21 protein-coding genes are annotated in these 22,689 nt (G+C 44.9%); 12 read left to right on the top strand and 9 right to left on the bottom strand.

Annotated elements, in window-relative coordinates:
* Positions 1-141: 141 nt before the first annotated feature.
* From secF to MHN02_RS14210, 6 genes are all read right to left on the bottom strand, one after another.
* Positions 142-1,083 carry a protein translocase subunit SecF gene (gene secF, locus MHN02_RS14185; RefSeq protein ID WP_014977044.1) on the bottom strand — a complete coding sequence of 314 codons (942 nt, stop codon included), beginning with the start codon at positions 1,081-1,083 and terminating at the stop codon, positions 142-144.
* 9 nt (positions 1,084-1,092) lie between these two features.
* Entirely contained in the window at positions 1,093-2,937 is a 1,845-nt protein-coding gene (gene secD, locus MHN02_RS14190; RefSeq protein WP_239246790.1) for a protein translocase subunit SecD, read from the bottom strand.
* Positions 2,938-2,992: 55 nt separating this feature from the next.
* Positions 2,993-3,328 carry a preprotein translocase subunit YajC gene (gene yajC, locus MHN02_RS14195; protein WP_014999069.1) on the bottom strand — a complete coding sequence of 112 codons (336 nt, stop codon included), beginning with the start codon at positions 3,326-3,328 and terminating at the stop codon, positions 2,993-2,995.
* 24 nt (positions 3,329-3,352) lie between these two features.
* Positions 3,353-4,465, bottom strand: a complete 1,113-nt coding sequence (gene tgt / locus MHN02_RS14200; RefSeq protein WP_014950189.1) for a tRNA guanosine(34) transglycosylase Tgt — start codon at positions 4,463-4,465, stop codon at positions 3,353-3,355.
* A 172-nt stretch (positions 4,466-4,637) separates the two neighbouring features.
* On the bottom strand, positions 4,638-5,684 hold the full coding sequence (gene queA / locus MHN02_RS14205) for a tRNA preQ1(34) S-adenosylmethionine ribosyltransferase-isomerase QueA (protein ID WP_239246793.1): 1,047 nt from the start codon (positions 5,682-5,684) through the stop codon (positions 4,638-4,640).
* A 434-nt stretch (positions 5,685-6,118) separates the two neighbouring features.
* Positions 6,119-6,394, bottom strand: a complete 276-nt coding sequence (locus tag MHN02_RS14210) for a DUF6471 domain-containing protein (RefSeq protein ID WP_014950191.1) — start codon at positions 6,392-6,394, stop codon at positions 6,119-6,121.
* Between the two features lie 268 nt (positions 6,395-6,662).
* Between MHN02_RS14210 and MHN02_RS14215 the strand changes: the two genes are divergently transcribed.
* The 12 genes from MHN02_RS14215 to MHN02_RS14270 all read left to right on the top strand — a co-directional run bounded on the left by MHN02_RS14215 (position 6,663) and on the right by MHN02_RS14270 (position 18,612).
* Positions 6,663-7,052 carry a DUF2170 family protein gene (locus MHN02_RS14215; protein ID WP_014950192.1) on the top strand — a complete coding sequence of 130 codons (390 nt, stop codon included), beginning with the start codon at positions 6,663-6,665 and terminating at the stop codon, positions 7,050-7,052.
* A gap of 23 nt (positions 7,053-7,075) precedes the next feature.
* Positions 7,076-7,756, top strand: a complete 681-nt coding sequence (locus tag MHN02_RS14220; RefSeq protein ID WP_014950193.1) for a PspA/IM30 family protein — start codon at positions 7,076-7,078, stop codon at positions 7,754-7,756.
* Between the two features lie 148 nt (positions 7,757-7,904).
* Entirely contained in the window at positions 7,905-8,960 is a 1,056-nt protein-coding gene (locus MHN02_RS14225; protein ID WP_198286191.1) for a potassium channel family protein, read from the top strand.
* 11 nt (positions 8,961-8,971) lie between these two features.
* Positions 8,972-9,616: a YjfK family protein gene (locus MHN02_RS14230; protein WP_014979843.1), complete on the top strand. Its 645-nt coding sequence runs from the start codon at positions 8,972-8,974 to the stop codon at positions 9,614-9,616.
* A 15-nt stretch (positions 9,617-9,631) separates the two neighbouring features.
* Positions 9,632-10,048 (top strand): DUF350 domain-containing protein, encoded by a 417-nt coding sequence (locus MHN02_RS14235; protein WP_014950196.1) that lies wholly within the window; start codon positions 9,632-9,634, stop codon positions 10,046-10,048.
* Positions 10,049-10,058: 10 nt separating this feature from the next.
* Complete coding sequence (locus MHN02_RS14240; RefSeq protein WP_239246796.1) at positions 10,059-10,727, top strand: DUF1190 family protein; 669 nt, start codon at positions 10,059-10,061, stop codon at positions 10,725-10,727.
* Positions 10,728-10,729: 2 nt separating this feature from the next.
* Positions 10,730-11,896 carry a glutathionylspermidine synthase family protein gene (locus MHN02_RS14245; protein WP_239246799.1) on the top strand — a complete coding sequence of 389 codons (1,167 nt, stop codon included), beginning with the start codon at positions 10,730-10,732 and terminating at the stop codon, positions 11,894-11,896.
* 19 nt (positions 11,897-11,915) lie between these two features.
* Positions 11,916-12,455 carry a rhomboid family intramembrane serine protease gene (locus tag MHN02_RS14250; protein WP_014950199.1) on the top strand — a complete coding sequence of 180 codons (540 nt, stop codon included), beginning with the start codon at positions 11,916-11,918 and terminating at the stop codon, positions 12,453-12,455.
* 46 nt (positions 12,456-12,501) lie between these two features.
* Positions 12,502-13,203: a VC0807 family protein gene (locus MHN02_RS14255; protein ID WP_014950200.1), complete on the top strand. Its 702-nt coding sequence runs from the start codon at positions 12,502-12,504 to the stop codon at positions 13,201-13,203.
* A gap of 329 nt (positions 13,204-13,532) precedes the next feature.
* Positions 13,533-14,255 (top strand): ABC transporter ATP-binding protein, encoded by a 723-nt coding sequence (locus MHN02_RS14260; protein WP_239246802.1) that lies wholly within the window; start codon positions 13,533-13,535, stop codon positions 14,253-14,255.
* Positions 14,256-14,326: 71 nt separating this feature from the next.
* The gene (locus tag MHN02_RS14265) at positions 14,327-17,251 is read left to right on the top strand and encodes an ABC transporter permease (protein ID WP_239246805.1); all 2,925 of its coding nucleotides are present in this window, start codon (positions 14,327-14,329) and stop codon (positions 17,249-17,251) included.
* Positions 17,248-18,612 carry a lipocalin-like domain-containing protein gene (locus tag MHN02_RS14270; RefSeq protein WP_239246808.1) on the top strand — a complete coding sequence of 455 codons (1,365 nt, stop codon included), beginning with the start codon at positions 17,248-17,250 and terminating at the stop codon, positions 18,610-18,612. The genes MHN02_RS14265 and MHN02_RS14270 overlap by 4 nt, the downstream gene beginning before the upstream one ends.
* Before the next feature lie 40 nt (positions 18,613-18,652).
* Here MHN02_RS14270 and glsB read toward each other — a convergent pair whose 3' ends face one another.
* From glsB to MHN02_RS14285, 3 genes are all read right to left on the bottom strand, one after another.
* Positions 18,653-19,561, bottom strand: a complete 909-nt coding sequence (gene glsB / locus MHN02_RS14275) for a glutaminase B (RefSeq protein ID WP_039219122.1) — start codon at positions 19,559-19,561, stop codon at positions 18,653-18,655.
* A 102-nt stretch (positions 19,562-19,663) separates the two neighbouring features.
* Entirely contained in the window at positions 19,664-21,142 is a 1,479-nt protein-coding gene (locus MHN02_RS14280) for an alkaline phosphatase (RefSeq protein ID WP_239246811.1), read from the bottom strand.
* Positions 21,143-21,378: 236 nt separating this feature from the next.
* Positions 21,379-22,338, bottom strand: coding sequence for a chemotaxis protein CheV (locus tag MHN02_RS14285; protein WP_069944630.1), 960 nt, complete (start codon positions 22,336-22,338; stop codon positions 21,379-21,381).
* Positions 22,339-22,689: the final 351 nt, after the last annotated feature.

Genomic DNA, 22,689 nt, shown 5'->3' on the forward strand with positions numbered 1-22,689 from the left:
AAAACAAAAACGCCTTATTAAAAAATATCGCGATCGCAGCCTTCGGCTGCTAGAAAAAATAAACCCCTCCGAAAAAAGAGGGGTTTATCATCAATCTGCCGCATCGTAGATGCGGTTTTTGTGCGTTTCAAGCGTGTAAAACTAAGGCATAGGATCTAAATCTGCGCCTTCCTTTTCCACTTGTGGTGGCATTAGGTCTTCTTTACTAATACCCAATGCAAGTGCCACTGAACTTGCGATATACACCGATGAATAAGTACCAACCACTACACCGAACAATAAGGCGGTGGCAAATCCGTGAATAAGCGCACCACCCTTGTAAAATAATGCAACCAATACCAACACCGTGGTTAATGAGGTGATGATAGTACGGTTTAGGGTTTGCGTTAGCGAGATGTTGATAATCTCAACAGGCTCACCTTTACGAATTTTGCGGAAGTTCTCACGAATACGGTCACACACAACGATGGTATCGTTAAGTGAATAACCAATTACCGCTAGTACCGCTGCAAGTACCGTAAGGTCAAATTCGATTTGAAGTACTGAAAACAAACCTAGCGTAAGTATAACGTCGTGAGCTAGTGCCGAAACTGACCCTAGAGCGAATCGCCATTCAAATCGCATTGCGACATAAACGAGAATACACAACAGTGCGACTAGCATCGCAAGGCCGCCCTGCTCTGTAAGCTCTTCACCTACGTTAGGACCTACGAACTCGATACGACGCATATCAACCTCAGTACCGTCAGCGCGCAAGGCAGCTAGTACCTGTTCACCAATAGTCACGGCTTTAACGCCATCACGAGGCGCGATGCGGATAAGTACATCTTGGCTGCTGCCAAAATTCTGTACTATGGCATCTTCAAAATTTGCTTCGTTTAGCTGGGCGCGAATGCCTTCTAAATTAGCGGCATCTTCATAGCCAACCTCAATTAGCGTACCGCCAGTGAAGTCTAGCCCCCAGTTAAGGCTATTAACGCCTAGCGACACGAACGAACCTAAAATGAGTACCGTTGATAACACCATCGCAGGAATGCGAAGGCGCATAAAATTGACAGTATCGGATAGTTTTAATAATTGCATGTTACTTCCTTAAATCGCCAATTTCTCTACGCGTCGACCGCCCCATGCTGCGTTAACAATAACGCGCGTAACTAGGATTGCGGTAAACATCGAGGTTGCTATACCAATCATCAGTGTAATCGAGAAGCCTTTAATTGGGCCTGTGCCCACGGCAAAGAGGATTAAGCCTGCAATGAAGGTGGTAATGTTAGCATCTAGAATGGTAGAAAATGCACTGTCGTAACCTTGGTGGATCGCCTGCTGAGGGCTGCGGCCGTCACGTATCTCTTCTCGTATACGCTCAAAGATAAGCACGTTTGCATCTACCGCCATACCAACGGTCAGTACAATACCTGCCATACCCGGTAGCGTTAGCGTTGCACCAGGGATCATCGACATTATGCCCACAATCATAACCAGGTTTGTAATCAGAGCGATGTTCGCTACCACACCAAACGCTTTGTAGTAAATCAACATGAAAACAAGTACCGCTGCCAGACCATACATAATAGCCTGCATGCCCAGCTCAATGTTTTCTTTACCCAAGCTTGGTCCAACCGTACGCTCTTCAACAATTTGAATTGGCGCAATCAGTGCACCTGCGCGAAGTAGCAACGCTAAGTCACGGGCTTCTTTCGGTGAATCAAGACCTGTGATTTGGAACTTGCTACCCAGTTGCGCACGAATAGTCGCAACCGAGATAACTTGCTCGTGTTTTTCAAACACCAGCTTGCCGTCTTTGTTACGTTCGCCAGTCGACTTGTATTCGATAAACACCGTAGCCATTGGTTTACCAATATTGCCACGGGTTGAGCGAGACATCTTATTACCGCCTTCAGAATCCAGCGATATGTTTACATTCGGAAGCCCATATTCATCAACACCGCTATTCGCATCAATAATATGGCTACCGGTAAGCATAATACGCTTTTCAAGCAGCTGAGGAATGCCTTGCTGATCTTCAATCACTTGAGAGCCAGGAGGAACGCGGCCGTTCAATGCATCACGGATGTCGTTCTTCTGGTCCACCATGCGAAATTCTAGTGTTGCTGTGGCATTAAGAATCTCTTTCGCACGGGCGGTGTCTTGAATACCTGGAAGCTGCACAACAATGCGATCAGCACCTTGCTTTTGTACAAGCGGCTCAGCCACACCAAGTTGGTTTACACGATTACGAATAATGGTAATGTTTTGCTTAACCGCGTTGTCGCGAATTTCCTGAAGCTTGCTTTCAGCAAAAATAGCGCGAAGTGTTAAGTCATCCACCTGGTTAAAGGTAAGGTCGCGACTTTGGTTACGCAAAAAGAACTCTGCCTTGTCTAGCGCATCTTCATCACGGAACGTAATGTCGATATGATCGTCAACCTGTTTTACACCGCGATAACGAATGCCTTCTTCACGCAGTGAAGTACGGAAACCACCCTCTGCGTCTTCTAGCGACTTAGCAATCACTTCGGTCATATCCACTTCCATCAAGAAGTGAACACCACCGCGAAGGTCAAGACCTAGCTTCATTGGCGCGCCACCTAGGCCTTCAAGCCATTCTGGCGTGTCGGGGGCAAGGTTCATAGCCACGTAGTAGTCATCACCAAGCGCCTTTTCAAGCGTTTCGCGCGTAACAAGCTGGGTGTCAGAATCCGAAACGCGAACTAATATTTGTTCGTTCTCAAACTCAACACGTTTTGGAGAGATATTCTTTTCTCTTAGCGAGGCTTTTACTTGTTCCACAGTGGCGTCAGTTACCACAGCGTCACGGCCTGCTGAGATTTGTACGGCGTGATCTTCACCGTAAATGTTAGGAAGCGCATAAAGTGCACACATTGCAACCACAATGAGTGCACTCAGTACTTTCCAAATAGAGTTTTTGTTTAGCACTGGATAATCCTTTCGTGCCAGTACCGGGAAGCGTCCCGGCCCCGGCTATTGTTACTTACAGTGACTTCATCGTGCCTTTAGGCAGCACAGCAGTTACTGAAGACTTCTGAACAACGATGTTGTTTGAATCGTTAAGTGCAACTTCAATGAAGTCTTTTTCTTCTGACACTTTAGTGATTTTTCCAACCAAACCACCTTGTGTTAACACTTCATCGCCTTTGCTTAGTGACGATACTAGGTTTTTATGCTCTTTTACACGCTTAGCCTGTGGACGGTAAAGCAAGAAGTAAAAGATTAAACCAAATACAGCTAGCATGATGATCATTTCCATGCCGCCACCTTGCGGCGCACCAGCAGACTGTGCGTAAGCGTTAGAGATAAATAGGCTCATAAAATTCCCCAAATATTATCGTTGTTATAGTGCCGGAACCGGCAACCCTTTTTGTTCATAAAATTCTTGTACAAACTCATCAAGCGTACCTGCGTCAATCGCATCGCGAAGACCCTGCATCACACGCTGATAGTAGCGAAGGTTATGGATGGTGTTTAAGCGCGCACCCAAGATTTCGTTACACTTGTCCAAATGATGTAGATAAGAGCGAGAATAGTTTTTACAAGTGTAGCAATCACAATTCTCATCTAATGGCGAGGTGTCGTTTCTGTGTTTCGCATTGCGAATCTTCACTACGCCTTCAGTCACGAACAGGTGACCGTTTCGGGCGTTGCGCGTGGGCATTACACAGTCAAACATATCGATGCCGCGACGCACAGACTCTACCAAATCTTCAGGTTTACCCACGCCCATTAAATAGCGAGGTTTATCTTCCGGAATTTTAGGCGCGGTATGATCGATAATGCGGATCATATCTTCTTTCGGCTCACCTACTGAAAGACCACCAATGGCGTAACCGTCGAAGCCAATAGCTTCAAGGCCAGCAAGTGAAACGTCGCGCAGACCTTCGTACATACCGCCTTGAATGATACCAAACAGTGCCGCTGGGTTATCGCCATGGGCTTCTTTACTACGTTTGGCCCAACGTAGTGACATTTCCATTGAAACGCGCGCTTCTTGTTCAGTAGCGGGGTACGGCGTGCACTCATCAAAAATCATCACGATGTCAGAGCCCAAATCGCGCTGAACTTCCATCGATTTTTCAGGCGTAAGTAAAATCTTTTCGCCGTTTATCGGAGAGCGGAATGTTACACCTTCTTCAGTAATTTTACGCAAATCACCCAAGCTAAACACTTGGAAGCCGCCCGAATCCGTAAGGATTGGCTTATCCCAATTCATGAAGTCGTGCAGGTCGCCATGCTGGCGAATAATGCCTGTACCAGGACGAAGCATCAGGTGAAACGTGTTTCCAAGACAGATGTGTGCACCGCTGTCTTTTAATTCTTCAGGGGTCATTCCCTTAACAGTACCGTATGTACCTACGGGCATGAACGCAGGGGTTTCAACAACACCGCGTTCAAACACCAAACGACCGCGTCGTGCTCGGCCTTCGGTTTTTAACAACTCAAATTGCATGTGAAAGCATTCCCACTTTGGTGCGCTTTTGCGCTGGGTATAAAAATAAATTGGCGGCGATTATACCAGTAATTCGGCTGAGATCATGCCCCGTATCTATGTTTATCTGTAACTAAGCTAGAAAGGCCTGCAAAATACCGATTTACATGCCTTGTATCGTGGTCGAATGTGTTTAGGCGCGCTCAATAAACATTGAATCACCGTAGCTAAAGAATCGATATTCTTTCTCTATCGCTTCTTGGTAGGCATTCATCACGTTGTCTTTACCGGCAAATGCACTGATTAACATCATTAGCGTGGACTCTGGAAGGTGAAAGTTAGTGAACATTGCGTCTACCACTTTAAACTCAAAACCAGGGTAGATAAAAATCTCAGTATCTTCGTTAAATGGCGCAATAACTTCCTCGTCACCGCGCTCTGCACTTGCCTTTGCCGCTGACTCCAAAGAGCGTACAGAGGTTGTACCCACTGCAATAACACGTTTACCGTTGGCCTTTGTGGTTAGAACTGCGTCAACAACGTCTTGTGGTACTTCGGCGAACTCTGCGTGCATTTTGTGCTCTTGAATATTATCAACGCGCACAGGCTGGAATGTACCCGCGCCAACGTGCAAAGTTACAAAGGCCAAATTCACACCTTTTTCTTTTAACGCAGCCAGTATTGCATCGTCAAAGTGTAGCCCTGCAGTAGGCGCCGCAACCGCGCCCGGCTTTTGATTGTAAACGGTTTGATAGCGCTCTTTGTCTGAACTTTCATCGGGACGGTCGATGTAAGGAGGTAGCGGCATGTGGCCATGGGCTTCTAGCAGCGTTAATACGGTCTCATCGTGGTCAAACTGTAAAATAAATAGCGCATCGTCTCGCCCTGTCACCGTAACATTCACTTTTTCTTCAAGAATAAGCGTAGTTCCAGGTTTAGGTGCCTTGCTCGCGCGAACATGCGCTAACGCTGTATTGTCTGACGTTATACGTTCGATCAGCACTTCAACCTGCCCGCCCGTTTCCTTTTTGCCCAGTAAACGTGCAGGAATAACCCGCGTATTGTTGAACACCAAGAGGTCGCCTGGCTCTACAAATTTCAGCATGTCAGCGAACATCGTGTGCGCTACATTGCCAGTTTTCCCATCTAAATGTAACAAGCGACTCGCTGTACGTTGCTGAGTTGGGTATTTGGCGATAAGTTTTTCGGGTAGCTCGAAGCTAAAATCTGATAGTTTCATAAATACGACTAAATTACGGCATAAAAGTTAGACAAAAGTGGAATATTAAGTGTTATTTAAGTTGCAACTAAAGGCTAATAAAAATAGATTCACAGATGAAGCCAAAGTCAAAATAAAAACAAAAAACATTAATTATCAACAAATTAAAAATTAACGTATATTATAAAATAACTTTATATTGAACACTATACGTACAATTCAATTTATTAAATAGCACTTAACCCCTTAAACGGTTAAGATACCTACAGATAGTGATGATGTTCTCCCATAAACATTCCTTATCATTCGTACCCAGCACTTGCTGGGTATTTTTTTATCTGCTTATTTTCCCTGCCTACCGTCACTCATCGCAACGTAATTGCGAAGCTTCGATTCCTCTGCGCGGCAGGTTAGTTGAATATCGATATCTTATAAACGGCGGTATTTTACGCTGTTTATTGCTGAAGATCAGTTAAGATTTCCTCTAAAAGCGCCGCATCTAATGGACGCGCCTTCAACACGTACAAAATCTGCAGAAGTAAATCGGCGCCCATAATACCTTTATTTACCTTATTTCTAAGGTTATCTGCGCTTTGCTCCACGCCAATCTCTTCCAGCCTTTGGCTTAACGCTTGATATTTTACGCCGCGCACAGACATCTCAGATTTGACAACTCTTGCTACCGTTTGCCGCCACGCATTTTTAGCACCTTGCGTATTTCCAGTGTTCACACAGCCTCCAAAAATCACACAAATGTGATATATATTTTACAAAAACACACTTTTTTACACTTATAGCATGTATTTAATGTTGACGATTATGGCACAACAGGTCTACACTGCAAGTCTAGATATTGGCGAAGATGAAAATAGTCGTTACAGTAACTTCGGTGGTTAATACAGCAAAGTATCTGTTTTTAATAAAGTGCAGTTGTATAACACACCACTTACACGACATTCATTTTCACAACTATCGCTTCAATAATTAAAGGAGAAAGGTATGAGCTGGGAACTGGAAAGCATCGAAGCCTTATTTAAAGAGCATGATGACTTTGTGGTAACACGTGAGGAAAACTGCTTACTTATTGCTAATCAAGACGGCATAGATGCCTGGCTTGCTATCAGCGGAGAGCAGATCTTAGTAGAGAGTCTTTTGTTTGCAGCGTCGGAAGTAAAAGATAAGCCAGCGCTAGATCATGAAATATTGTCTACTCATATGGTGTTCCCTTTGACCACGGTAGGCATTTCAAACATTGGTGGTGAAGAATACTACACTGCCTTTGGAGCGCTAAGTGCCCAGTCAAAAGCCGAAAGTATCGTTATTGAAGTGGAAACCCTGTTTCAGAATGTTGCATCTTTCTTAGATGCCTACGAAACACACCTTAACTAAAATTTACTTCTAAGGAGAAGCGAATGTCAGTGTGGAAAAAATTAGTAACTGCAGTAAAAGGTGGTGCAACCGAAGCTGCTCAATCTGTCGTAGACAGTCAGGCTATTCGAATTCTGGAACAAGAAATTAGAGAAGCCAAAGAAGAATTGCGTAAGTCAGATCATGCACGTACCCAAATTTTGGCAAAGTGCAAACTTTCTCAGCAAAAAGTGGATAGCTTCAATTCATCAATTGCGGAATACGAAGCTCACGCGCGCAAGGCCATCGATAGCGACCGCCAACTCGCGCTAGACTGTGCTCAAAAGGTGTCTGAACTTAAAGAAGAACGAGACCAAGAACAAACATATCTTGATCAGTTCCAGCAGTCAGAAAAGCAACTGGCACAAAATATCCAACAGGCGAAAGCGAATTTACGCCGCTTAGAGCAGCAAGTGGATATGGTAAAAGCCACCGAAAGCGTTCAGAAGGCGCAAGTAGCGGTTTCTTCACGCCACATGGGTGCGAATAGCAAAATGAAAACGGCGACAGAGTCACTGTCACGTATTCAAGATAAGCAAAAGATGCGCAATGCTGAGCTACAAGCTGCAGAAGAGTTAGCAAACAATGAATCGAGCAGCGATCTAGAAAAACGTCTAGCCGAAGCGGGCATTAAAGGGGGTAAAACCTCGGCCGATGACGAGCTAGCGCGAATTCTAGGCAAGTAAGTTAGAAAAATGGGAGCTACGCGCTCCCATTTTTAATTCTTGTTACAATAATTTCCTGCGTAAATTACCGTTAAGTAAAGCGCTAACCTAGACAAATCAAGTACTTCAAGGCAGAGTAAAGGCACGCATAACAAGGGCTGTTTCTTTTATGTCTCCATGGATAAAACTGCGAAAAATCATGCTGCAATATTTTGCAGAATCACGCTGGTACACTATTGTCGGTGCCACCGCCTTTTACGCAGTAACAAGCTATTGGCTACTTTACGCTGCAGACGAGCACGATTTAATTGCCAACGCCGATTTTATTTACTGGCTGGCGGTCACCGCCTCTACAGTGGGCTATGGTGATTTATCTCCCGTCACGCCAGCGGGAAAACTGGTTGTAGCGCTTTACGTCATACCGCTTGGTTTGAGTATCTTCGCCATGGTAATTGGCCGGATTGCAGCTTGGGTTTCATTAACGTGGAAGAAAGGATTGTTGGGTATGAACAGCTTGATGCTAGATGGACATATCTTAGTAATTGGGTGGAATGAGCAGCGTACTATGCTGCTGCTTGATTTAATACTTCAAGAACGCGATGCCATGCCAGAGCGCCCCGATATTGTGCTGTGCGTGAAGGCCGATATCACTAATCCCATGCCTGGCGTGATTGAGTTCGTGAAGGTAGATTCGTTTAACAAAGACGAAGATATGGATCGCGCTTGCGTGTCCACCGCCCGAACTATTCTTATCGATAACCCACAAGACGATGTCACCATGACTACCGCGCTGTATTGTACTAAGCGTAATCCTGATGCACATCAGGTGGCTTATTTTGATGATGATAGCCTAGTCAGCTTACTTCAGGATCACTGCCCTAAAGTGGAGTGTACACCGAGCGTGGCAATAGAAATGTTAGTTAAAGCCGCTTTTGATCCTGGTTCAAGTATGCTTCATCACGACTTGCTGAGTATTGAAGAAGGCCAGGCGCAATTTTCAGTAAAAATCCCAGAAAGTAGCCACGCCATCTCTGTTGCTAAGTTATTTATTAATTTGAAACGTAAACACGATGCCATCTTTATTGGTTATGCGCCAAATGGTCTTGTGAAAGAAATGGTGGTAAACCCACCGTTGGACGTTACGTTAAACCCGGGCGACACTTTGTTTTACATTGCTGAGCGCCGCATTAACGCAATTAACTGGTCTTCCCTAGACGCTGATTAAGAGGCGTAAACATGTTTAGTAAATTATTTAAAAAATCAGAACCTAAAAAACCTAAGTCGCCAGAAATAATGGGGCTTTATTTAGGTGGCTCTTTCGAGTTAGATAACTTGAAACTTTCGCTATTAGAACCGGAGCTCACTATTGAAGGTGCAGCCCGTTCTCAATTAATTCAAGCGGTAGGAGAAGCGCCCTTAGATACAGGTGGCACCCTACTTCGCTTTTACACCGACGACGATGGATTTTTACAGGTAGTCACCGACGGCGGCTTGTCTGAGAATCACATTACCGATGTTAAGCTGTGGCACTTTTATGAAACGAAAACCATTGGTAATACTGCTCAGTGGAACGAATGCTTGAAAAACGTTATCAGCCAGCCCACCTATGAGCTTGACGGTAAGGTTTATACCCGCGTGTGGGGGGCAGTGGGCGATGAGTCACCGCCTGTTGCCGTCACTGAAACTACCTATGAAGAAGATGGTGATGTGAGTACTACTGATCAGTTTATGATGCTGTATGAACGCCCAATCAGTAATGACAGAGTTGAGACCCTGCTTGTTGTGGGTGAAGAAAAGCAAGTAGGTAATAATTTAGATAGATGTTTGGTGATTTCAACGGGGTTTGATGTTGAACCAGCAGATATCACTATAAACGGTTAATAAAAGGGAATAACTATGGATACGATCATGCAATCTTTGGCTGGCCTGGATAACTTTGCGCTTTACTTCGGCTTGTCGATTGTCTTTTTGTTTATCTTCAAATTGGTGTACGCCTTGGTCACACCTCACGATGAATGGAAGCTGGTAAAAGAAGAGAAAAACGTTGCCGCTGCCATCGGCTTTGGTGGCGCTATAATCGGTTTTGCTATCGCTCTTGGCAGCGCAGCTTCAAACTCGGTTGCTGTAGTAGATTTTGCTATTTGGGCGCTTGTTGCTGTGATTGCACAATCCCTAGCGTTTGCCATTTTGCGTTTCAGCTTTATGCCGAAAATCGCTGAGCGCATAAACAATAACGAAGTTTCTGCGGGTGTTATGCTTGCCAGCATGTCTATTGCCGTAGGCTTACTCAATGCCGCTTGCATGACCTATTAAGGGGGCAGCGATGACTGATAAACGAAACACTCAGCTTGATGTTGTTGATAGCGTGCAAGGTGAGAAGCACGCATTAAAACGCACCAAACATATTGACCTTGGTCGCATGCGCAAAGGTTTTAGCGTGAAGCCTTTAGCATTGGGTGTGGCCAGCGTTATTTTAAGTGGTTGTGGCGGCGAAAAAGAAGACGCCACCATTTACACCTCGCTAGAAGACTGTAAGCAGGATTTTCCTGATGCAGTAGAGCGTTGTGAAGCTGCCTACCAGACAGCGGTCGACGAGGCCATGCGCACCAGTCCGCGCTTTAGCTCTGAGTACGACTGCGAACATGAATTTGGCCCTAACCAGTGCCAATATGTGAATAATAGTAGCGGCAGCTTTTTCATGCCGTTCATGGCAGGCTATATGGTGAGCTCTCTGCTATCGCCAAATCGCTATTACTCACAGCCCTTATATACTTCCTATTCATATAATTCACCGTTTCGTTCACGCTGGATAACGGCAGACGGCTATGTGTTCGACGGTGACATTCGCAAAAGAAAATATCGCGTAAACAAAGACGTTTATAAGCCCAAACCTACCGTGAACCGCACAATGAAACGAGGCGGGTTTGGTAGCAGCGTTCGTGCAAAATCGTCTTGGGGTAGCAGCAGCCGTAAAGGCGGCTGGGGCGGATAACTATGTTTAGAATGCCTTGCCAGCCTCGCAAGGGCTGGCAGCAGTTGGCTAACGAGTTTGGTTTTCATTTCCACACCATGTATGGCGAGCCGTATTGGGATGAAAGTGCCTACTACCAATTCACGCTAGCGCAAATTGAAAACGACATTGAAGACCCCACAGCCGAGCTACATCAAATGTGCTTGGCAGTGACCGAAGATGTGGTTAATAGTGAGGAATTACTTACTCGTTTTCGAATTCCAGAGCAACGTTGGGACTTAGTAAGAAACAGCTGGCAGGAAAGAGCCCCCAGTTTGTATTCACGCCTTGACCTTGTCTACAACGGCAAAGGGCCAGCTAAGCTGCTAGAAAATAATGCAGATACGCCCACCAGCTTATATGAGTCTGGTTTCTGGCAGTGGCTGTGGCTTTCACAAAATGTGGATGCCGGCAAACTCGCCTTGCACGCTGATCAGTTCAATAGCTTGCAAGAAAAGTTAGTTCATCGCTTTCGCGAAATAGCATTGCACTACAACATTAATCAACTGCACATGGCGTGTTGTAAAGATACCGTAGAAGACCGCGGAACAGTGCAGTACCTACAAGACTGCGCTACAGAGGCCGGGCTTTTAGCTGACTTCGTTTTTATTGAAGACATTGGGTTAGCGGACACGGGCGTTTTTACCGATCTTCAAGACGCGCCAATTACAGACTGCTTCAAGCTTTATCCTTGGGAGTTTATGCTGCGCGAAGAGTTTGGCGACGTGTTAGAAGATGCCCAAGTTAATTGGATAGAGCCCCCATGGAAATCGATAATTTCCAATAAAGCCTTGCTTCCTCAGCTTTGGAAGAAATTTGAAGGCCACCCTAACCTGCTTCCCGCTTATTTTTCAGATGAAATAAACACACACACACTATCAGGAAAGTGGATTAAAAAGCCTCTGTTTTCTAGGGAAGGCGCGAATGTTTCTATCATTGAAGGTGGAATTGAGAATAGGCTTAGCGATGGTCCTTACGGCGAAGAAGGCTATATTGTTCAAGCATTTGAACCTTTACCCGTTTTTGAAGGTAACCATACACTCATAGGTAGTTGGTTGGTAGATGACATGCCAGCAGGTATTTCAGTAAGAGAAGATGCATCTGCTATTACCCAAGATCTCTCTCGTTACCTTCCTCATATTATTTTGTAATCTACTTTAGGGCCTTTCGATGAAGCCGCTTTCTTTCCAAATTCGCGTTCTGCTGACGCTAGGTGCATTGTTAATCGTAATAGAAGTAGCAAACTTACTTACCGGCAATGCACTTAATCAGTTTGGTGTAGTGCCTCGCACACTGTCAACCTTGCCATACATATTCACAGCCCCTTTCCTTCACGGTACACCCACGCATTTAATGGCTAACTTGGTGCCTCTTTTGCTGTTCATGTGGCTTACTATGCAGTGGGGAAAACGCACATTTCTCATCGCTACGCTAAGCGCACTGCTTATAGGTGGTTTGGGCGTGTGGCTGTTCGGTAGAAGCGCTACGCATATTGGCGCGAGCGGCATGGTATATGGCTACTTCGGCTTCCTCGTGCTGGCAGGGTTTAGAAGTAACAAAGTGCGGTATTTGCTTATTTCATTAGTAGTTGCAGCGCTATACGGAGGAATGCTGGTTGGTGTGCTTCCCACATCCAAATTTATTTCCTTTGAATATCATCTGTTTGGCTTTATTGGTGGCTTATTTGCCGCATGGCACTGGGCACGCTAATTAGTTTACGTATAATTAGCCTCAAGATAAGACGTTGTAATTAGATATGTCAGCAGTACAAGAACCTACACAAAAAAACCAAGGCTTTTTCGGCAACCTCGCGTTTAACATTGTTATTCCTGTGGTGCTAATGAGCTATGCAAGTTCGGAAGATTACCTAGGCCCTGCGTGGAGCATTGTGGCGGCACTCAGCTTTCCTATTGGTTATGGCCTATGGGATTTAAAAGAGTCGGGAAAGGTCAACGGCTTTTCCATTTTAGGCATTATCAGCGTACTACTTACCGGTGGGTTTAGCTTACTTAAACTGCCTGCCGAGTATATTGCGATAAAAGAAGCCGCTATCCCAGGCATTATCGGTATTGCTGTACTGGTAACCCAATACTCTAATAAACCCTTGGTCAAAATGCTTATTTTGAACGACCAAATCATAAACTGGCCACACCTAAATCAAGTTCTTGATGCGAAAGGAAAACAGAGCGAGTTTAAAAAGAAAGTCGCGGTTAGCTCTTACATCGTAGCGAGTTCGTTTTTCCTCTCTTCTGCACTAAATTATATCTTGGCAAAAATGATATTGGTCAGTGAGCCGGGCACTACGGCATACACTGAAGAGCTTGGCCGAATGACTGCGCTTAGCTATCCAGTTATTGTGATACCGAGCATGATTTTACTTATTGCAGCGCTTTGGTATTTATTTGCCCAAATCAAAAAAATTACTGGCGAAGAACTCGATAACTTTATTAATCAGTAAAAAGACGATCGATAAGGGGCTTAACGCCCCTTTAACATGCCCTTCCCTACGACTGAAGCTATTACATATCTTGTAATTTAGGCTACTAAAGCAATTTCCTGAAACGCATAAGAATATTAGCCATCAAATTCCCACACCGCTTTTAACCAAAAAGCGTGGGTATTACGTATACTCTCAAATATAAAAAATAACCCGTTCTATCAGAACATGTCGGCGCTAATTGAAGGCGCACATAGCACCTCTAACTGTGCGCCAGCAGCACTGCGTATTGCATGCATGCTCGCTCCTTCATGTTCACACTAAGACGGTTCAATACAAAACGGCGAATTATGCTGACAATAAAAGACTTAAAGAAATCTTTTTCAAAGACAGAGGCTCCGCTTATCAACAACCTTAACCTTACCGTAAAGACAGGTGAATCGGTGAGTATTCAGGGGGCTTCTGGCTGCGGTAAATCTACCTTGCTGTCGCTTGTTGCTGGGTTTGAGACGCCCGACGGTGGAGATATTTCGGTAAATGGATTGTCGATTGCTAGCAATAGCAAACTCGATAACACATTTAAAGCGAGTGATATCGACAATTTTCGCAAACAGCATTTAGGTATTGTGTTTCAAAGCTTCAATTTATTCGACTGCTTTAATGCGTGGGACAACATTGCCTTTACTGCAAGGCTAAAAGGTAATGTAGATAACGACTACCAATTAGCGTTAATGGAGCAGCTTGGGATATTACCCCTAGCGCAAAAGCCGCTAAGTCAGTTATCTGGTGGTGAACAACAGCGCTGTGCCATTGCTAGAGCACTCGCACATCGCCCCTCGCTTATCTTGGCCGACGAACCCACCGGCAATTTAGACGAAACCACTAGCGAAACCGTGTCAGACTTACTCTTTAAAACTTGTAAAGAGGCCAATACTTCTCTTGTTGTGGTAACTCATAGCCAAGACGTCGCGGTAAAAGCAGACGCCGCTTTGCGACTACATAAAGGGGTATTAGAGAGTGTGAAATATAAAACTAAAGAACAAACCTTATCTTCACCAGTAGCAGCAAGCTAATTACAGGTGAAAAACGTTAGCGATATGCGCCCTGTGAAAAAGACACCGAAAACAGCAAGTAGGAAGATAACGTGCTACCCACTCTACTGTTAGCGCTCTCTAGCTTACTTGCAATGGCAAGGCACAGGCTGTGGGAGCCTTTGCTCATTATGGCCGCAATTATACTGGCCAATGCTGGCTTGGTTACCGTTTTGCTTATAAACGAAGGCGCCACACAAGGTGAACTATTACAGTCGAAGCAAGGGCTTACCTCTGGCAGTATCATCACCCCAGCAGACAGCAGAGCTCGCTTTACACAAAGCGATTATGCCACGCTTCGCAAGCAGGGTTTTACCCAGCTTGTTGCAATAGCTGAACGAGACATCACCCTATCGTGCAATGCCAGCAAGCCCACAACAACTCTCACATTACTCGGTGTTGATACTCAGCCTCTTTTAGGAAGTGCGTTTAGAACAAGAGGTTTTGAAGCGCCTGCCCAAAACGATAGCGCTCTTTCACTTTCCTATTTATCGCAAAATGCCAAGAAATTTAGTGAAATGAAAAACCAGCAGACGCAAGCGGGACGCGAATTGCGCTCAAATTCTGGGGGCGACTTCGCTGTAAATGGGCTTATTCACCCCTTAACGAACGCAAAACTGGCCTGTCACGACACGCTTAATGAAACCGATAGAAAATATGCGCCAAGTCCCTATTGGCCTGCAACGGTAAGCGCGTATGTGAGCAGCTTTGCTCCGCAAAATACAATTTTGATCTCTATCGATGAGTTTTACAGAGGCGGGGTAACGATTGAGAATGATGAACCTGTTAAGCCTATTACTCCTGACAATGCTAAACGCGCGCAAGAGCAACAAGCAAAACAACAGAAAGCTTACGTCCCACTTTCCGGGTTTATTGCACTTTCACCGCTATCACAGCAGCATTTAACCCAAATAGAAACCCTACTTGGAATACCTGTAAAGCAAACCACTAGTAACACAGACAATGACACCGGTTCGTTGCCAGATAGTTTTAGATTAAATCTTTGGGCGATGAGTGGACTGATGGGCGTTGTGGCGCTTTTTATAGTACTAAACGCGCTAAACTTGATGTACCGCACGCGGCTACCCAATATCATTCGTTTACGGCAGCTGGGCATATCTCAGCGAATTTTAAGCATTGCCCTATTCACCGAGTTGCTTATTTACTGCGTAATAAGTATTCCAATTGGCATGTTCATCGGTTTTCAAGCTGCGTCATGGTTGTCACCTGTGATAAACGGTACATTTACGTCGTTGTTTAACGCCGTATTTGTTAACCCAGACGTTAATCTGCTTTTCACCTTCGGCTTCGCATTAACAACGACCTTTATATCGCTAGTTGTTTTTTCGTTAGTTTCTATAGTTAAGCTTTCAAATGCCCTAACCGTAGCGCCTGTCAAAAAAGAAAATGCGTTAGGCCAATTTGCCGTAGGTCTTATCTCATTATGTGCCCTACTACTGTTATTTATCGCTGAGGGGTTCGTATCTTCTACTGCTTCAGCACTTTTCTTTGTTGCACTGTTACTCCTTACCAGCTGCGCGCTTATTCTTCTTTGGTTACCTATTTTCTCTAAGCTACTGACTAGATTTGTACCAAGACAGTGGCCCGTGTTCCACTACGTCATTGCTAATATGCATTTACTGTCTAGCAAAACCCGTCTCGCTGTTTGTGCATTCTTTATAGCGCTAACCGCAAATATTGGTATGAATACCATGACGGACAGCTTTAGAGACGCCACTGAACAATGGTTAACGCAAAGGCTTTACGCGCCTTTCTATCTGTACACCGACGCGCCCCTTAGTCGTATCGAAACGTTATCTACCAAATCGTTACCTCCGCTTGCTTTAACTCCTTTACTTAAGGCCGAGGGAGCTGTTATTGGCTCACGTGCTCAAGAAGAGACACATAAAGAAACACATGAAGTCAGTAACAGCCCGCCCACTTACGTTTCTATCAGTAGCTACCCCGTTCACCAATGTGGTAAAAAGGCGCTTGTCCTCGATGATGTAATAAACAACGACCTCAACACAGTGTGGCGTGAGTTTACAGAAGGGAAAGGGGTATTCATCAATCAGCAATTAGCGTTTGCCCTTAACGCTAAGTTAGGACACACGCTAGATATAGAAAATATTCGTCTTCGTAAAACTGCGAATTCAAGTTCTTCGGCGGTTAATACATCTAACGAGGCGTATAGCTCGCCACAAGATACAACTACTGAACCAACACAAGGCTCACAAAGCAGTTCGTCGAACTCAAACGTATTTACAGCGACGCCTCAATGGAAAGTACTGGGTATTTATCCTGACTACGGTAACCTGAACGGGCAAATATTGGTGCCTCTTCCCTCGTTTAATCGAAACGATGTTCTTATCAGGGATCAACTTTTTTCCGGTGTAGTGGCTATTTACCCAGAGCCGCCTATTGAGACTAACGTGATAGGCGACAACAAACAAAGCACCTATGAAAAGGACATCCTCGAACAGCAGCTAAAATCACAGTTAGGGGAACACCGCGAAATTGCTCTTTATACCCGACAAGCGCTGTTAGATACCTCTATGCAGACCTTTGATCGTACCTTTGTATTAACCGACGGGCTAAATATTACCACCCTATTGGTGGCGGGGGTCGCCTTCGCCGTTTCGCTAACGGTACTAACCATAGGCAGCGCAGCGCAGTTATCTGTATTGCGTGCCCTTGGCATTAGTCAGCTTAAAGTAAAAGCATCTCTGTTTGCGCAATATCTGCTGCTTTGTTTTATCTCAGCCTTGCTCGCCATTCCTTTTGGCGTGTACTTGGCCAATGTCTTTATTCAACAAGTAAACCGGCATGCATTTAACTGGGTGTACCCGTTTTCACTTAATGTACAGGTTATTCTCTCTAGCGTCGGGTTATCGCTGCTTATCGTTTCGCTGGTGCTGTTGTTACCTTTAGGAAAACTTAAGCCGAAAATTGATTTAAGGCAGGAAGTTCAGCTATGACAAACCATTTAGGTAGTGCCAACACCACGTTTTTGCGATTTAAAGCCAACACCTTTTTAGTGCTTATAGCTATTTGTTTCACGTTGAGTGGATGTACTGAAAACCCAAAAGATGAAAACGAAACTCTGGGAACCTCCACGCCAAACGGCTTTTTTGGAAACATGCAGTCGAGTGACGCCTTTACGCCAGTAAAGCGGGGCAATACTGTTGAATTACCGCGCGACCACAAGAGTCATCCCGATTTTCAGTTAGAGTGGTGGTACCTCACGTTTGTGTTAAGTACTGAAGACGGGCAAGAGTTCGGCCTTCAATATACGCTTTTTCGTTTCAATACTGAGCTAAATGCCCCTCCAAGCGTTAAGGCTAATGCTGAAAATAGTGCTGAAGTTAACGCCAACAGCCATATCGCAAAAAACTGGAGCAATGGCCAGCAATGGATGGGACATGCTTCGCTGCACACCGCTGAACAGCATTATTTCGAAGAACGATTTGCAAGCGGCGGTGTAGGTAATGCCTATGTGAATCAACAACCTTTTACAACAGTTATTGACGATTGGGTTTGGAAAGCGGCACAGGCGGAGGTACAAACAGGTGCAGAAAGCAAAGCCATGTTCCCGTCCGTATTAACTTTCGCTTTCGGGCACAGCAGCACGCATCATCCGGTTAGAACACGTGAAAAAATCCCCGCTACCTCTGCAGACAGACTATTAGAATTAAATGACGCGCCGAGCGCTAGCGCCGTCAAAGTCGCGCTTAACCTGAACACCTCTGGGCCTTTTATCAAACAGGGGGACAACGGCTACAGCAAAAAAACACAAGACGAACGCCTTCGCTCCTACTATTACAGCCAGCCGTTCATTAACGCGGAAGGTACGTTAAACATAGAGGGTAATAGCGTAAAAGTTACGGGTAAAGGCTGGTTTGATCACGAATGGACGAGCCACCTAGCCAACAGTGAAGCCATGGGATGGGATTGGTTCTCGCTGCATTTAGACGATGGAAGTAAATTGATGGCGTTTCGCATGCACGCCATGAATGAAAACATGAAAAATAGCAAAAGCAAACACAGCGAAATATTCACAACGGCTAGCTATATAGCGGAAAATGGCACGAAAGAAACTATCGACCAAGCCAACGTATCAATTATGCCAACGGCCTATGAAACAATCAACGAGGGAGAGTCACCTCGCTCTGTTCCCACCGCTTGGTGTATTCAAATACCAGAAAAAGATATCGACCTATCCATTCGCCCGTTCAAGGAAAGCCAATGGAATAACAGCTTATTTCCCTATTATGAAGGGCGAGTGGAAATAAAAGGCTCCCATTCAGGGAGCGGCTTTATGGAATTGACAGGCTACTAAGGCCTGTTGACCTTTGATATGCAGCGAAGCGCAATAGCCTCTAATAAATAGACCAATTAATGCGTTCACTTAGCGATGTCAAAGCCGCCACACCTAGCTGAGAATTACCCACGCTATTAAGCGCTGGCGAAAATACGCATATTGAAAAGCGTCCTGGTACAACAGCCACTATGCCTCCGCCTACGCCACTTTTACCCGGCAGACCCACTTTGAACGCGAAGCTCCCCGCTTCATCATACATACCGCTGGTTGCCAAGAGCGCATTCACCTGCTTAGTTTGATAAGGCGTTAACACCTGCTCATTTGCGCAGGTTGAGAAGCCGGCGTTTGCAAGAAAACTGGTAGACCGAGCTAGGTCTTCACAGCTCATTTCTAACGCACAGTTGTGAAAGTAATTACGAAGTACACCTTCCACTTCATTTTCAAAATTTCCGTAGGCCTTCATCAAATATGCCATTGCCGCATTGCGAGAGCGGTGCTCGTATTCAGACTCCGCCACCACCTTATTTACCACGATATCGCCGTTACAGCTTAAGCGTCTTACGAAATCTCGCATGGCAATATGAGGGGAAGCGAACCGAGACTGAACCATGTCACTGACCACCAGCGCACCGGCATTAATGAAGGGGTTGCGGGGAATACCGTTTTCATATTCCAACTGTACAAGAGAGTTAAACGGCAGGCCGGATGGCTCGCATCCAACTCGCTCCCACATGGTTTCACCGTAGTGATTGATGGCTAAAACAAGATTAAAGACTTTTGAGATACTTTGAATAGAAAAAGGAACACTCGCATCGCCTATCGACGTTATTTGACCGTTTGTGTCGCAAATTGAAATGCCAAACTGCCTTGGATTAACTGTAGCCAACGCAGGGATGTAGTCAGCAACTTTTCCCATGCCCAACATGGGTTCAACTTCATCATAGATATCTTGAAGTAGTGCCAGCATTTCGTTTTTCATAGTTCCCCTTTCCTGCTTACCACAGATAAAAATAAAGCGCCTTGTTATAAAAACGCTGGCGCTTTAATTTCTATACAAACAATGTAGCGATTAGTTACAGCGCCAATCTTCCTTAAAGTCACACAAGCCATCATCATCTTCGTCTGACGTAAGCTCAATGTTGGTCGATACCTTTTCTGATACTTTATTTGAATCGGAATCGATTATTACTGGCTGTTTTTTATCGATAAAACTGAAGATTGTTTTTGCAATATCCGTGTTATCAATTTGCCCCATAAGCGATTGATAACCAGCACCAAAAGCAAATACTTCAACATCTACACCAGTGTGACCGCCTGTTGTCCACCCCGTGTTTGTTTTGGTGTCTAAGAAGGTTTTTACTGCCATGAAGCGAGTTTCATCATCTTGGTTTGATACGCTATCTAGCGTGGCAAGCTCTTCTTCACTCAACGACAAGCCAAGCTTCTGCGCCACAAATTCGCCAGGGTTCTCTTCATTTGCCATCTCTAAAGCAATTGTCATTACTGAGGCTGACATTGACTTAAGATGTTCAGGGCTCCAGCGGTAGTCGCCGTTTGCGCCAATGGTTAAGCCACCTGTACTGTGATCTGCAGTCAAAATAACAAGAGTGTCTGGGTTGGCTTTCACATAGTCGCGCAAGTACTCCATAGTTAACGCAAGGTCGTGCATCTCAGCCATGGCAGACGCGATATCGTTTGCGTGACCCGCCCAATCTACTTGGCTCGCTTCAACAAGAAGAAAGAATCCGTTGTCGTTTTCTAAGTGTTTAATTGCATGTTGAGTTAAATACTCAAGGCGATTTTTTCGCTTGTCGTCCAGTACCGCAGGCAGCGCTACCGGAGCAAACAGACCGAGAACATTACTTCCCGCAGGCACTGAAGCCAGACGGTTATATGAATCGGCATATTCGTAGCCAGCATCAATAAATTGCGCCAAGATATCTCTGTCGTCGCGTTCAAAGTAAGACGTTCCACCGCCTAGCATCACGTCAGCGACAAACTTACCGTCCACGCGAACATCAAAGAAATCTTCAGCTATTTCGTTGTAGTTCTTACGGCTTTCGTTATGCGCAATGTATGACGCAGGTGTCGCATGAACAATTTGAGAGGTTACTGCCAAACCAGTACGCATGCCTTTACTCTTCGCATGGTGCATAACAGAGTTTACTGGTTGTTTATTTACATCAACACCAATTGCACCGTTGTACGACTTAACGCCTGTAGCAAGCGCTGTTGCAGCAGCGGCTGAATCGGTAACATAACCCGATACACGAGCGGGGTATGTCGACGCGTTACCCACCAAAATGTCGTCAAATACAACTGTCTCGACTTCCGGAGTTGACGGATCATCTACATAATTACGATAAGCGGTGGTGTAGGCAGGCCCCATACCGTCGGCAACAACCATAATGATATTTTTGGGCACGCCTTTACTTTGCGTACCGGTTGCACTTGCTGATTCGGTTATAGATTCTGTGATACCACAACCCGCAAGAACAGCAATAGACGCACAACTTAGTAGTGATGTGCGAACAAATTGTTTAATCATTTAAACTTCCCTGAGTAAGTAAGGTATCTACCGGCCTGGTTACCCGAAGATACAACAACAATAAAGAAACTATCGCGAATGATTCTTTGGTGATCATAAAGGTGTTAGCAAAGCGATAAGATGTAATAGTGTAAAGCAGGCTGGCAAGATGCTCAAAGCTTTTGGACAAAATAACGCAAGCATGAGATGACCAGATGGTCATCTCATTAAATTAGCAACTTTTAAGAAGGAAGCGACTACTTATTTTGTGATGAGAGGTATTCGCGCATGCGCTGTTGCGCCACGTCTACGAGCATGTCGGGCTGGAACTTAGAGATAAACCTGTCACATCCCACCTTTTCTACCATGGCGTCGTTGAAGCTTCCGCTTAATGATGTGTTGAGTGCTATAAATAAGTTGCTCATACGCGGGTCGTTACGCACTTCTGAAGTAAGTCGATAGCCGTCCATTTCTGGCATTTCTGCGTCGGTGAACATAAGCAGAATTTCGTCGGTAGGATTTTTACCTTCATCGGCCCACTTCTTCAGCAGCGCTAACGCTTCAGCGCCGTTTTTACGTTCGATGATTGTTATACCTAGCTGCTCTAACGTATCTTTAATCTGTTTTCTTGCTGTGCTTGAGTCATCTACTATCAACACTTTCTTGCCTAAGAAGTGGTTAACAATGTCTTTATCTAGCACTTCTTCAGAGATAGATGTGTCGTAATCGATGATTTCCGCGAGTACTTTTTCAACATCGATGATTTCTACCAGCTCTTGTTTACCCTCAACATTCACCTGAGTTATGGCGGTTAAATAATTGGATTTTCCAATGCCGCTAGGGGGTGGCTGAATGGTTCCCCACGATGTATTCACTATGTTTTTCACTTCACCAATAATGAAGCCCTGCACGCTTCTGTTATATTCAGTGATAATGACATTCTTCGCAGTTGCTTGTGTAGCTGCACCACGCATTTTGATTGCCTGACGCAAGTCTATAATTGGAATGGAGCTTCCTCGGTAGTTCATCACGCCTTTCAGGTTGTGATGTGAACCCGGCATTATATTGAGCTTGGGTACGTTTATAACTTCTTTAATTTTAAAGACGTTCATGGCAAAAATGTGTCGCGTTCCCAGTTGAAACATCAAAAGCTCAAGCCTGTTCTCGCCAACAAGCTTGGTTCTTTGGTCAACTGACGACAATACACTACTACTCATAACACCCACTTTTCATATTATATATCAACAAGCTAAAACAAAAGCGCCCTCGTATCGGACAAGATTATCTAGCGTGAAGCTTTACGCCTAAATTTACCTTGCTCACACCGGCAAAGCTATTACCCTTTTAGCTAATAGACAGACGAAATAGTCAACACCAGCAAGCGTTTGCAACCTACGTAAGTTATTTTTTACCGACCACTTCTTGCCCCACTGCTGCCCCATTGCCTCAAAACCACCAAATATAGGTGTTAAAGATTTACAGTATCTAGACTTCTCTCGGCGCTAGCTATTCACAAAATAAATGACCGCAATGCAAAATATATATTTCTATTATTCCAAATCCGGCAC

Source organism: Alteromonas sp. CNT1-28 (assembly GCF_022348345.1).
In the GTDB taxonomy this organism is placed as follows: Bacteria; Pseudomonadota; Gammaproteobacteria; order Enterobacterales; family Alteromonadaceae; genus Alteromonas; species Alteromonas macleodii.